Here is a 12,647-nt window from a genome sequence, read left to right as displayed (position 1 = left end):
TGGGATGAGCGTCCGGAGGAGGCGGAGCGAGCGCGGCTCAGGGTCTGCCTGCTCTCGTGACGCACCGCGGGCGCAGCGCTCCACGCGGCCCGCAGGCGCGGACGTCCCCTGCCGCCCGTTCGGCCCGGCATCGGCCCGCGCTCGCGCGATGCCAGTTGACAGCGAGCTCAGCGGGTGCGCGCCGGCGGGGTCCGGGAGCGGCGCATGTTGGCCGTCGAGGAGGTCCGGTGCGGCCCCTCGGTGCCGTGCGCCGGGGTCTGCCGCGTCGCCTTGAGGTTGCCGAGATCGGCCTCGATCTCGATGCCGAGCGCGCGGCAGCGCCGGATGAGCCGCTCCAGATCGACCCCCGCCTCGATCAGCAGGCCCGAGGGGGGCGACGGATCGACGAACATCTCGGCCGCCGGCTTCCGCGTACGGAGCAGCTCGCGGATCTCGGGATCCTCGATCCAGAGGAAGCCGGAGGCGCCAACGAAGCTCGCCTTGCCGATGACGACGCTCGCCTGGATGAGCATGCGCGAGATGGTGTCCGGCAGCGGCGCGACCGCCTCGATGCGCGTGCGCAAGGCGTCGCTGTCGAGCCCCACCGACAGCGCGCGCGCGATCGAGGGCGGAGTGAGCAGGAGATCGACCTGATCGCCGACGCGGCCGATCTCGGCGAACGCCGAGAGCCCGAGCACGGCCGAGACCTTGGCGCCGGCGCCGACGCGCAGCGCATGCGCCTCCACGAACTTGCTCTTGCCGTTGTCCGAGCTCGGCGCGGAGCCCGCGAGCAGCGCCCGACCGCGCGGCGTCAGCCGGAGCGCCAGATCCGCGCTGGCCACGTCCTCGGCCCCGCCGAGATCGATGATCCCGAGCGCCGGCAGTGACTCCAGCGCGATCCGCCGCGTGATGTCGGGGACCTCCGGCGCCTCGACCGAGGCGCGCTCGGCCCAGCGGCGGACCAGCCGCTCGACCCCGGCGATCCGCTCGTCGGCCGCCAGGTAGCCCTGCAACGACTGCCACGGCACCCAGCGGCCCTCGCCGAGGTCGTGCAGCGCGTCGAGCACCATCTCGCGGAGCGCGCCGATCGGGCTCGCGTCGCGGTTGTCGGACGCGACCCGGAGCACCTCCCGCTCGGCTCGCGCTTCATCCCACGCGCCGCCGCGGCGCCACGTCGTGAACAGGAGCGGCGTCAGCTCCTGCACCTGGAGCGAGCCGGGGGGCGTGGCTGGCGACGCGGCCGAAGCGTCCCAGAGCCCGACCGCGCGCGACAGCGCGGCGACGAGCGCGACGCCCTCGACGTCACGCCCGAAGCGCTGCGCCAGCCGGACGAGCAGCGACCGTGGCGTCCCGACGCCGGGGCGCACGTCGCTCCCCGGCTCGCGCACGCAGTACGCGAGCGCCAGCGCGAGCATCCCCGGATCCGAGGCGAAGCGGGCGCGCCGTGGGGCGTGGTCCTCCTCGAGAACGAACGACCGGATCTGCTCCCGCCGCTTCTCGCGCATCCGGCGGCGATCCGCGCCCACGATGGCGGCCACCTCGGTCGGCACGACGTGGCGGTTCGGGTGGATCGGGATGAGGAAGGCGCGGCGCTCGAGCGCGAAGCCCGCGCCACGGCGGCTCGCGGTCACGCCGCTCGCGCTGCGAAGGCGCATCGGCTCCCGCTCCAGATCGAGCAGCTCCTGCGTGTCGACCTCGCCGCCGACCGACTCGATGGCCTCGAGCAGACGGCGCTCGACCGGCGCGAGGCGATCGATCTCCTCGCGGAGCCGGTCCGGATCGCTCAGCGTCTCCCACGCGATCTCGAGCGACAGCGCGATGGGTGGCGTGGCAGGGCGGCCGAGATAGTGCGTCGCGATCGCGCTCATCGTCTCGAACGGTGCCTGCGCGAGCAGCGCCCGGATCGCCCGGGGGTCCTCGCTCTCCCAGCTCTTCAGCTGGACGAGAAACGCAGCCGGAAGCACGAGCTCGATGCCCTCATCGGTCTTGCGCGCGTAGACGACGCCGCGTGCGATGAGCGGCTCGAGCCCGGCAGGGAGCGAGGGGACGACGAGCACGCCGCCCGCCTCCGCGATGCGGTGGAGCAGCTCGCGGCTGGCGGTCGGGAGCCGCGACGGATCGCGCACGTCGGGGAGGCCGACCAGAGCCCGCGCCGCCTGAGAAGGCGCGTCGATGCGCTTCGCGGCGTCGATGCGGATCCCCATGCGGGTGATGAGGCCCTTGAGCTCCGACTCCGGGAGGGCGCGGAGGATCGCGTCGAGCCGCCTCGGCGACTCGTCGAGCTCAGCATCGCCACGGCTCGCCACGCCTCCCGATTCGCGTGTCACCCGACCTAGCTCCTCACCTGCAGGATGCCCCCGCCCCGACTGTCGTCCGTTGGTCGTGGTCATGCGCTCGACCTATCTCCCGGATATCCGATGACCCACATTAACCAGCGGAATAGCCAGCCTCCTAACGTACACCAGGATGCTCGTCCAGCTTCAAGAAATCGAGCACTTTCCTACTCCGTTCACAATTTTCTCCGTTCACAATTTCGGTCGCAGGCAGCGCGCATCGTCTGCGTCGCGCGTCGCGCGTCGCGCATCGCCGCCATCGCCGGTCTCCCTGATTCCTGATTCCTGATTCCCGATTCCGATCGCCGCGTCGCTCTCCACCGGAGGCGTCCTGAGGCGTCTCGAGATCTCGTCGGTCTCGCGTCGTGTCGTACGGCGCAGCCGTAATCGCACGCCCTCGTACGCGCGCATGCGTCGGCGCGTTCGCGGTGCCGCGCTGCGCGACGCGCGCCATGACGCGTTTTTACGTCACGATCGAACGTTACGCTCGAAGTCCCTGCATCATTCCGCGTCGGCGCGCCTGGCCCCCACCGCGGGCTTCCGTCGCGCGCCGCGCACTCCGGACGCCGCGATCTCACGCGCACGTCTCGTCGCCGGGGGAGCCAAGGAGATCGCTGGCTCGCTCACGAGGAACGCTCCGCCGCGAGCCGCGCTTGCCTTCCCGTAGGCTCGCGTGGGAACGTCGCGCACCTCCTTGATTTCCCGCCCCTGTTCGACGTGCATCATGCTGTGCTCCACGCCGCACGCCCGGAGCGACGCGTCCTCCTCCCCGCGCACACGCCCGCAGCTGGACGCCATCAGGCAACTCCTGAGTGACCCGGCTCCGTTTGCGCCCATGGGGTCGCGTGGAGATCCATCTTGATCCTGCGCGACCCGGTCCACGGCCTGATCGAGTTCGAGAGCGGCGAGGCGGCCATCGTTTCGCGCCTGCTCGGCACCCGCGAGGTGCAGCGGCTGCGGCGCATCCGTCAGCTCGGGTTGACGTCACTGGCGTTCCCGGGCGCCGAGCACACCCGCTTCGCGCACGCGCTCGGGGCCGCCCACGTGATGCGCCTCCTCATCGCGAGGCTGCGCCAGATCGACCGCGACCTTCCATTCTGGCAGAGAGTGACCAGCGACCGCGCGCGCGACGCGATCGCCGCAGCGTTCCTGCACGATCTCGGCCATGGCCCACTGTCCCACCTCTTCGAGGAAGCCATGCCGGGCGCGCTCCACCATGAGCGCTGGACCGAGCGCATCCTGCTCGACCCGGCCTCGGACGTGCACCAGGTGCTCGTTCGCCAGGATCCCTACCTGCCGCAGCGGGTCGCCGACCTCATCGGCGGACGACACGAGCTGCCGTACCTCGCCAAAGCGGTGAGCGGGACCTTCGACGTCGATCGCTGCGACTACCTGCTGCGCGACGCACACGCGACAGGCGTCAGGTACGGCGAGTACGACCTGCCGTGGCTGCTGCGCAGCCTCAGGTTCAGCGACGTCCAGGTGGAGATGCCCGGCGGCGGCGCCGCGTCTGCCCCTCCCGCTCCGGCGCTCGCCATCGACGGAACGAAGGGGATGAGCGCGATCGAGTCGTTCCTGCTCGCCCGCTTCTTCATGTTCCAGCAGGTCTATTTCCACAAGACCACCCGGAGCGCAGAGTGGATGATCGGCGCCATCCTCCGGCGCGCCGTCGCCCGCCTCGCCGCCGGCGATCGGATCCCCGAGGTCCCCGCCGCCGTCGAGGCGATGGCCGTCGGCGAGATGCCCACCCTGGAGCAGTACCTGGAGCTCGACGATCAGGTCCTGCTGGGGGCCATCCACGCCTGGGAGGCGGCGTCCGATCCCGTGCTGTCCGATCTCGCCCGCCGCCTGCGCGTGCGTTCGCTCTTCAAGTCGGTCGAGCTGTTCCCCGAGCCCGGCGAGGCGCCGGCCGGGTGCGACGCGCGGCGCACGGCGGCGCTGGAGACCGTGCGCGAGATCGCGCAGGGCGCCGGGCTCGACCCGGAGGTGTACGTCGGCGTCGACATCGCCGAGGACACGCCCTACGCCGAGGACGAGTCGCTCCTGGTCGTTTACCCCAGAGGACGCCCGCGACGCCCCGCCGAGGTGTCCTTCTTGCTGGATCGGCTGCGCAACGAGACCATGACGCGCACCCGGATCCTCTTCGCGCCCGAGCTGCGGGACGCGGTGCGGGAGGCGCTGATACGCTGATGATCACCACGAACAAGCCAGCACGGGGATCGTTCGAGCCCGCGCGCGCGCGCCGCGCCGCCGCCAGGGCGCTCGCCGGCGCCGCGGCGATCGCGGCGATCGCTGCGGCGTCCACGGCGCGCGCGGACGGCGACGGCGCGTACGGCCGCCTGGACGGAGATCTCGCTCTGCGCGCGGGCGCAGGCGCCTCGCTCACGAACGGGGGCCCGGCGCTCAGCGCGCACGGCGCCGCGGCCTACCTCTCGACCGCCGGGCTGTATGCGCACTACACCGACGCGCTCGGCGCTCAGGGGGCGACCGTCGCGCGCTCGATCGCGGGCGGCGTCTTCATCCAGCCGCTCTTCCTCGCCCGGTACGCGCGCAACCTCGAGCTCGGCACGCCGTGGCTCGACCTGTTCATCGATTCCGTCGCGCTCGGCGTGGGCTCGTTCTGGGAGTCTTCGCCGGGAGCCGGGCTCGCACCGGAGCCCGGGGTCGAGCTCTCGCTGTCGCTCGACGTGCCGTTGCTGGGCCACGCCACGGGCCCGTTCCTCGGGGTGCGGGGCGCGCTCCGCTGGCGCGGCTCGGAGCTCGCAGGGGGCGTGAGCCCGCGCGACGAGCAGCGGGCGCTCGTGTCGGTCACGCTGAGCTGGCATCACGTCGTCTCGGCGCACATCGTCGACGCTGGCGACCGCGCCCCCGCCCAGGTGGCAACGAGGCGCAGCGAGGCCGGCGCGAGGAGCCGTTGAGCGGCGCGCTCGACGCGCTGCGAGCGGAGCTGGTGTCCGCGTTCCGCACCGGGCTCGCGGAGCTCGATCCCGCGGGGCTCGTCGAGCGCGCGCTCGACGCCGAGGCAGGCGCGCTCCGCGGCCGCGTGCTCGCGATCGCGGCGGGCAAGGCGGCGCTCGGGATGGCCCGGGGCGCGCTCCGCAGCTGGGGCGACCGGATCACCGGCGGGCTCGCCGTCACCGTCGCGGACGCCGCGACCTCCGCGCGCGATCGCCAGATGACGCCGGCCGATCCCGAGGAGGCCGCGCTGCACCCGCTCCGCGTGATGCGCGCGGCGCACCCGATCCCCGACGCGCGCAGCGTGGAGGCGGCCGAGGCGGCGCTCGCCGCGGTGGCCACGCTCGGACCCGACGATCTCCTGCTCGCCCTCATCTCCGGCGGCGCCTCGGCGCTCCTCGCGGCGCCGCCTGCAGGCGTGTCCCTCGCGGACAAGCAGGCCCTCGTGGCGGCGCTCCTGGAAGGAGGCGCCCCAATCCAGGAGGTCAACCTCGTTCGCCGCCATCTCTCGCGGATCAAGGGCGGGCGGCTCGCGGCGGCGGCGGCTCCGGCGCGCGTGCTGACGCTGATCATGAGCGACGTCGTGGGCGGGCTCCCGCACGACATCAGCTCGGGCCCCACCGTCCCGGACTTGACGCACGTGGAGGAGGCGCTCGCCGCGCTCGGTCGCCGGGCCCCTCAGCTCGCGCGGCTCGCGCCCGCGTTCAGCGAGTCGCTGAAGCCAGCGGACGCGCGTCGCCTGGAGGCGCGCCTGCTCGCCGATCCGGACAAGCTCGCCGAGCGCGTGGCGGCCGCGCTCTCCGGCAGGACAGGGCTGCGCGCGGTCGCCGCCCCCGCCGAGGATGGCGACGCGCGCGCGCTCGTGGAGCGTCGCCTCGCGCTCGCCCGCAGCCTCGCCCCGGGCGACGCGGTCGTGATCCCGTGCGAGCCGACGCTGGCGCTGCCGGCCCAGCGCGGCGCCGGCGGCCGCGCGGGGTGGATCGCGCTCGCCGCCGTGCGCGACTTGCCGCCGGACGTCGCGCTCCTCTGCGTGGCCTCCGATGGCGTCGACGGCAGCTCCGGTGCGGCGGGCGCGGTGGTCGCCCGCGCGGCGGCCGCCGCGATGGACGACCGGGGCATCGAGGCCGCGCTCGCGGGCTTCGACGACGCCGCCGCGCACCGCGCCCTCGGCACGCGCGTCGAGACCGGGCCGACAGGCCACAACCTCACGGACCTGCACATCGTCGCGCGGGACGTCACGCTCGGCGCGCGTGCGCGCTGATCTTGCAGCGCGCGCTGCCCCGCGGCGCGCGCGCCGCTCACCGCGCTGCCCGGCGCGGCCTCACTGCGGCTCGACGGCGGCCGCGGTCGTGTCGCCCATCGCCTCGCGCACCGCGAGGGCCAGCGCGCAGCTGTTCGCCTGCCGCTGTCGCGCCTCGAGCACGCTCCCCTCGACGGACGGCGTTCCGCCGATGAGATTGCCGCTCGCCTCGCGGCGGACCCGCAGGATGGGCTTGCCGTCCGACAGCCGCCACACCCCGATCCGCGCCATGTGCGGCACCCCGAGCAACGCCTCGGTGCTCGTCGCGCCCTCGACCGGCTCGTCGAGAACGAGGAGGTAGTACTGTGCCCGCGTCAGGAGCTCCGCCGCGAGCGGCACGTCGTCGCGCATCGTGTCCTCGAAACTCCACTCCAGGAGCCGCAGCCGCAGCTCGTTCGAGGCGTCCTGCGCGTCGCGCACCCACTCGTCGGAGAGGACGTGCATCGTCCGGTAGGCGACACGCAGGTTGAACGGCTGCGCGGGACGCGAGCAGCGCTCGGCCTCGTTGCAGTAGTCGCCCGCAGGGCAATCCCGCGTGCGCTTGCACTCCGCGCCCGCCAGCGGGTTCGGGTTCGGCACCCGCAGGAGACACGCGGTGAACGCGTCGCGGAGCGACTGCTGCGCGTTCTTGCGGATGGCGTCGACGCTCGTCGCCTCGTCCACCCGAAGGCGCAGGTAAATGCCCGCAAGGTCACGAAAATTCCACGCCTTGAGCGCCTCCCGGTCCACGAGCTCGGCCCCCGCGCTCTGCGACAGCTCGAGGGTCCAGCCCTCCACGCGCTCGCGCATCGGGAACCAGCGCGGGCCGAGCTCGACGGCGACGGCGCGCTGGCGCGCCATCAGCTTCTGGCGCGCGCTCTCGATCTGCCCCTGGGACCACTTCCAGTGCAGGATCGCCGAGACCGCGAGGACGAGGGCGGTGTAACCCCAGAACTTCGCCGAGGGCCAGCGCATCCTCGAGCGCGCTTCCCGCGCCTTGTAGACCGAAGGCAAACCGCGTTCGCGGGGCGGCTGTTCAGAGGACATAGGAGAGGCTCCACGCAGGAGGCACCAGCCCGATCAGGCGCGCGGAACAGCCTCCTCCACACGAGCTGCGCGGAGGGGAAGGCCGCGCCGAGCGCGCCGCTAGAGCCACCTCGTTCGATGGTGGCCGGGGCCGCCAGGCACCGCCGGGCGCGCCCCGTCCTTCTCTGCTCGATAGGTCAAGAAGCGAGGATCACTGCGACTTCGGGAGCTTGCTGACCATGAAGCTGACGTTCGGGTAACCGGCGAATGCCGCGGTCTGGAACACGCTCTTCACGACCAGCGCGGGCACGTCCTGATCGACCTGGAGGATACACACGCCCGGGAACGGCTTGTTCGGCTGCACCTGCTTCCACAGCTCGCGCTTGTTCTTGAGCAGGTTGAAGAGCTCGTCGATCTTCTGGAGGCGCCCGAGCTCCTCGATCGCGCGGGTCGACCCGGCCAGGGCGCCGTCGACGAGGATCTGGTTGCCGTTCACCGCGACCATCGGCGCGTCGATGATGTCCTCGACGTTCTCCGCCTTCGGTAGCCTGACGTTCTTGTCGACGGCGATCTCACCCGACGCCGAGAAGGACATCAGGAGGAAGATCACGGTCACGACGAGGAAGTCGATGAAGCTCACGAGGTTGAGCCCCGCGTTCGGGCTGCGAGAGCCGTGCCCCGACACCTTGTTCCACACGAACCGGAGCGGCACCCCCAACATCAGCCGGCGGCCCGGCTTGTGGATCACGTGGGCGTGCGGGTCCTTGTGGTGCTTCCGAGTGAACCTATCCATGTGCGCGCTCCTGCCTCACCGGACCGAGAACGTCATATTGAACGCGGGGATCTGCTTCGTCCCCTCGGGCAGCTTCATTTCGCGCTTCGGCGAGTAGAGCGCGTCGAGCACCGCAACGATCTCCTTGAACGGAGTCCGGTTGTCGGTGTGGAGGATGGCCTGGTCGAGCTTCTTGTCGCTCGGATCCCGGTGGCCGCCGTGCTGCTTCCACTCCTCCTCGATCCGCTTCGCAAGCTCGGGGTAGCGGATGACCTTCGAGCTCCCGTCGCCGGCCTCGAGCGGGGTCTTCGGCACCTTGACCTCGTTGACCACCGTCGCGCCCTGCTTCCACACGAGCCCGAACTCGCTCTCGCCGATGTGCAGGTTCAGCACCTTCTCCGGCGTCTGCGGGGTGAGCTCCTTGTTCGGGTCCGGCGGGCCGGGGACCTGCGCGTCCGCGTTCATGCGCGAGTTGGTGACCCAGACCGCCGTGATCAACAGGAATGAGATCGTGACCATCAGCAGGTCGATGAACGGAACCATGTTGATTTCGCTGTTCGTCGACCGCTTCTTGCCATTATCGCCGACGTCTACGCCGCCCATAATGCCTTCCCAACGTGAGCCTCGGCCCACAGATTCAAGTTGTTCCGGGGGACGCCCTGCCGGCTGCTCGCGCGGAGGGATACGTTGCTGGGTCTGACCTCGTCGCCCTTCCGAAGTTCCCGGGATCCCGAACGGCGCACGCGACCGTCCAAGGATTTGTGACGCGAGAGCGGGCCCAGGTGGGACGAAGAGCGCCCGGCAACCTGGACCCGCCGAGGACCATCAGGCAGCTTGACCGACCGCCGCGACATTCACCTTTTGTCGGTTCGTGACGACCAGGTTGAGGATCTGTACCGACGCCTCGTTGATGTCGTCCTCGACTTGCTGCGTCTTGCCGTTCAGCACGGCGAAGCCGACGAGGCCGATGATGGCCACGCCGAGGCCGAAGGCGGTGCAGTTCATGGCCTCGGAGATACCGGCCGCGAGCACGCGCGCCTTCTGGCTCGGGTCGACCGACTCGCCGCCGACGGAGCCGAACGACTTGATGAGGCCCAGCACGGTCCCGAGCAGCCCGGAGAGCATCGCGAGGTTCGCGCACAGCGCGAGGTACGAGGTGCGCGCGGAGATCTTCGGCAGCTCGCGGAGCGCCGCCTCGTCCATCGCCGCCTGGACCTCCTCGTCGGGGCGGTTCACCTTGACGAGGCCGGCCTGGACGATGCGGGCGAGCGGGGCGTTCGCCGCCGAACACATCTTCACGGCCTTGGCAACGTCACCCGCCAGGATGCACTTCTGCATGGTGGCCAGGAAGACATCCTTGTTGATCGACGAGCCGAACAGGTAGAGGGCGCGCTCGACAATGATGCCGATCTCGATGATCGACCAGAACAGGATGATCCACATGGCCCACCCACCCTCTTGAAAAGCTTCATATGCTCCGTGCATTGCTTCTGTCCTCCAGTTCGCCTCGCGTCCCCGGGATGAGGTTTCGCGCAACTCGATCGGTTCCCTTTGTCAGACTCGTGTTGCCGAGGGGCGGCAGTCTTTCACTCACACGTAAGAACGGATGAGAGGCCTATTTCGCTTGGCGTCGCTGGCCGTGGACGGCGTGCTCCTGTCGCTCTCTGGCGAGATGCGCACGGGACGCTAGCCGAGCGGCGCTGACCTCTGCAAGAGTCCTGATCGTCTCTCCTGGTCCCGGCGCCCGGCGCCGTCCCAGCTCTCTCACCTGTCGTCCAAGACTGACTTCGCGTCGTCACCCCCGGGGCCCGTGATGGCTCTGGGCGCGGCTCCCCGTCACCGCAGAGCGTGCCGCCTTCTGGCCGAGCTACGCCGATGCGCTCGGGGGACTCGCGCATCTTCGCGATTGAGACCCGGCGCCGTCAAGAGAGATTTGGCCACACGTGAGCGCTCTGATACGGGCAAAACTTTACAACAATCGCAGGGTTATGTAACGTTCCGCCGGGCGCACCGCGCGCACCGGCAGCCCATCCCGCGAAACCTCGGGAGGCGAGGCGCCGGCGCGACGTCCGCCGGCGACAGCGCACCGCGGCAGTGCGAGCGACATTACGCCAGAGGGAGCGCAGTGGCTCAGCAGGCAAGCGGACGCGGGAACGGCCGAGCACGGTGGCCTGGTCGGGCGCCGTCGACCGGAGCGATTCAGGGGGCTCCGTACCCCTCCGGCGTCGGCCGCTCCCGCGCTGCCTCGCCGTACCCCGAGGGCGCTCACCGCGAGAGGCACGCTGATTCGGCGGGGATTTTCGCCGATCCAGGCCTCTCGCCGCGCGGCGTGGCCGCATCGCCGAGCTTGCGCACGGGATCGGGCGGCAGTTATAGTCGCCGCGCCTGGAGATTGTCGGGCTTCTGACGACGCTGAGAAAGGGACTTCGAGGATGCGTCATCTGCTGATGTTGGCGGCCGAGGGTGGTGGCGAAGGTGGGATGTGGGAGGCCATCAAGCACAATCCGACCTTCCTGATCGCGAACCTGGTCGTCTCGGCGGTCGTGGTGACGATCATCATCGAGCGGACCGCGTTCCAGCTGGGACGCTACCGCGTGAACTCCAAGGAGTTCTTTGCGCAGGTCAAGAAGCTGGTGGCGGCCGGCAACATCGACCGCGCCATCAAGCTGTGCGACGCGAGCGATTACCCGATCCTGCAGCTCGTGAAGGCCGGCCTGACGCACGCGAACAAGGGCGCGGACGAGATCGACGCCGCCCTCAGCGAGAAGCTGTCCGAGCTCAAACCCGCCGTGGAGAAGCGGGTCGGCGCCCTCTGGTCGCTCGCGAACATCGCGACGCTGATCGGCCTCATCGGGACGGTCTCTGGCCTGATCAACACGTTCGCCTCCATCGCCGCCCAGGGCCTCTCGCAGGCCGACAAGCAGCGGATGCTCTCGAACGGCATCGCGGAGGCCATGTACAACACGGCGTTCGGCCTCGCCATCGCCGTGGTGTGCATGATCGCGCACGTCCTCCTCCACACCCGCTCCAAGAACATCCAGCACGATCTGGAGGCGACGACGGAGCGCGTCTTCAACCTGCTCACGATCAGCAGCAAGCCTGGCTACTAGCCCATGGCGGACCCGCAAGACGTCCCGCTCAGCTCGGCGCAGCGATCGAAGATCCGGCGCCTATCACAGCCCAAGGAGCCCGACGCCGGGGAGGAGGCCGGCGAGCTCAACGTCGTTCCGTACCTCGACATCATCATGAACATCCTCATCTTCGTGCTCGCCAGCGTCTCGGTGACATTCGTGTCGTCGATCGACACGACGCCGCCATCCATCGGCGGGGGGAAGGTGCGCAGCGAGCTGTCCAGCAAGGCGTTGAACCTCTCGGCGTTCATCACCAGCCAGGGGATCTCGCTGAAGACGTCGAGCGGCAACATCGCGACCGGCTGCCAGGACGTCGGCAGCGGGGTCACGGTGCCAAAGACGAACGACAGCTACGACTATACCGCCCTCATGGCGTGCGCGAAGCGCCTCAAGAACGCCCGCCCCGAGTTCAAAGAGGAGACGCAGGTGACGATCACGGCGAACCCGGGCATCGACTACAAGACTATCATCGACGTGATGGACGCGCTGCGAAGCGACGACGGGGAGGAGCTGTTCCCGGAGGTCCACTTCGGAGTCGCCCGATGAGCGCCGAGCTGCCCCCTCCGCCGCGGCCGAAGGCGAGCGTCGTCCGCTACAAGGCGGCCCTCCGGAAGGCGATCCGCAGGAACCGGCGGGAGCCGGAGATCGACTTCCTGAACATCACGGCGATGCTCGATCTGATGACGATCATCCTCGTCTTCTTGCTGAAGAGCGTGGGATCGTCGGCGGCATCCATCCCGCAGTCGAAGGATCTCACCCTGCCGAAGTCGGTGATGCAGTCCGAGCCCTCGCAGGAGGGCGTGGTCGTCATCGTCTCGAAGTCGCAGATCCTGGTCGGCGAGGATCCGACCCCGATCGTCGTGCTGCCCAACCGCGAGCAGCTCGCCCAGTCCGGCGTCGACGCGAAATACAAGCGCAGCGGGCCGAACGATCTCTACGTCGTGCCGCTCGCGAACGCCCTCTCCCACGCGCGCGAGACGGACAAGGCCATCCGCGCCGCGAAGGGGCTCGATCCGTCGTCGTCCGAGGCGGTCATCGTGGCTGACGCGACCACGCCGTACCGCCTGCTGATCGAGGTCCTGTTCACCCTCGGGCAGAGCGAGTTCGGCAAGTACCACCTGATGGTTCTGAGCGGCGGCAGCAAGCAGTAGCCGCCGCCGGCCCTGCCGGCT

11 protein-coding genes are annotated in these 12,647 nt (G+C 70.3%); 6 read left to right on the top strand and 5 right to left on the bottom strand.

Features of this window, described 5'->3' with window-relative positions; genetic code table 11:
- Positions 1 to 167 precede the first annotated feature (167 nt).
- The gene (locus WMF17_RS15445) at positions 168 to 2,306 is read right to left on the bottom strand and encodes a hypothetical protein (RefSeq protein ID WP_437602839.1); all 2,139 of its coding nucleotides are present in this window, start codon (positions 2,304 to 2,306) and stop codon (positions 168 to 170) included.
- 864 nt (positions 2,307 to 3,170) lie between these two features.
- On the opposite strand from WMF17_RS15445, the gene WMF17_RS15440 reads away from it, so the two are divergent.
- From WMF17_RS15440 to WMF17_RS15430, 3 genes are read left to right on the top strand one after another with little or no spacing between them, the layout of a single operon-like run.
- Positions 3,171 to 4,502: an HD domain-containing protein gene (locus tag WMF17_RS15440; RefSeq protein WP_437602838.1), complete on the top strand. Its 1,332-nt coding sequence runs from the start codon at positions 3,171 to 3,173 to the stop codon at positions 4,500 to 4,502.
- Positions 4,502 to 5,230 (top strand): hypothetical protein, encoded by a 729-nt coding sequence (locus WMF17_RS15435; RefSeq protein WP_437650165.1) that lies wholly within the window; start codon positions 4,502 to 4,504, stop codon positions 5,228 to 5,230. The genes WMF17_RS15440 and WMF17_RS15435 overlap by 1 nt, the downstream gene beginning before the upstream one ends.
- Positions 5,227 to 6,528, top strand: coding sequence for a DUF4147 domain-containing protein (locus WMF17_RS15430; protein ID WP_437650163.1), 1,302 nt, complete (start codon positions 5,227 to 5,229; stop codon positions 6,526 to 6,528). Before WMF17_RS15435 ends, WMF17_RS15430 begins: the two co-directional genes overlap by 4 nt.
- Positions 6,529 to 6,588: 60 nt before the next feature.
- Here WMF17_RS15430 and WMF17_RS15425 read toward each other — a convergent pair whose 3' ends face one another.
- From WMF17_RS15425 to WMF17_RS15410, 4 genes are all read right to left on the bottom strand, one after another.
- On the bottom strand, positions 6,589 to 7,521 hold the full coding sequence (locus tag WMF17_RS15425; RefSeq protein WP_437602835.1) for a hypothetical protein: 933 nt from the start codon (positions 7,519 to 7,521) through the stop codon (positions 6,589 to 6,591).
- 262 nt (positions 7,522 to 7,783) lie between these two features.
- Entirely contained in the window at positions 7,784 to 8,365 is a 582-nt protein-coding gene (locus WMF17_RS15420) for an ExbD/TolR family protein (protein WP_437602834.1), read from the bottom strand.
- 15 nt (positions 8,366 to 8,380) lie between these two features.
- On the bottom strand, positions 8,381 to 8,947 hold the full coding sequence (locus WMF17_RS15415; RefSeq protein ID WP_437602833.1) for an ExbD/TolR family protein: 567 nt from the start codon (positions 8,945 to 8,947) through the stop codon (positions 8,381 to 8,383).
- A gap of 222 nt (positions 8,948 to 9,169) precedes the next feature.
- Complete coding sequence (locus WMF17_RS15410; RefSeq protein WP_437602832.1) at positions 9,170 to 9,787, bottom strand: MotA/TolQ/ExbB proton channel family protein; 618 nt, start codon at positions 9,785 to 9,787, stop codon at positions 9,170 to 9,172.
- A gap of 989 nt (positions 9,788 to 10,776) precedes the next feature.
- On the opposite strand from WMF17_RS15410, the gene WMF17_RS15405 reads away from it, so the two are divergent.
- From WMF17_RS15405 to WMF17_RS15395, 3 genes are read left to right on the top strand one after another with little or no spacing between them, the layout of a single operon-like run.
- On the top strand, positions 10,777 to 11,454 hold the full coding sequence (locus WMF17_RS15405) for a MotA/TolQ/ExbB proton channel family protein (protein ID WP_061605615.1): 678 nt from the start codon (positions 10,777 to 10,779) through the stop codon (positions 11,452 to 11,454).
- Positions 11,455 to 11,457: 3 nt separating this feature from the next.
- The gene (locus WMF17_RS15400; RefSeq protein WP_437602830.1) at positions 11,458 to 12,021 is read left to right on the top strand and encodes an ExbD/TolR family protein; all 564 of its coding nucleotides are present in this window, start codon (positions 11,458 to 11,460) and stop codon (positions 12,019 to 12,021) included.
- Positions 12,018 to 12,626 carry an ExbD/TolR family protein gene (locus WMF17_RS15395; RefSeq protein WP_437491313.1) on the top strand — a complete coding sequence of 203 codons (609 nt, stop codon included), beginning with the start codon at positions 12,018 to 12,020 and terminating at the stop codon, positions 12,624 to 12,626. The genes WMF17_RS15400 and WMF17_RS15395 overlap by 4 nt, the downstream gene beginning before the upstream one ends.
- Positions 12,627 to 12,647 lie beyond the last annotated feature (21 nt).

The sequence above is a fragment of the Sorangium sp. So ce362 genome, assembly GCF_051519845.1.
In the GTDB taxonomy this organism is placed as follows: domain Bacteria; phylum Myxococcota_A; class Polyangia; order Polyangiales; family Polyangiaceae; genus Sorangium.
This window is presented reverse-complemented; position numbering and strand designations above follow the sequence as displayed.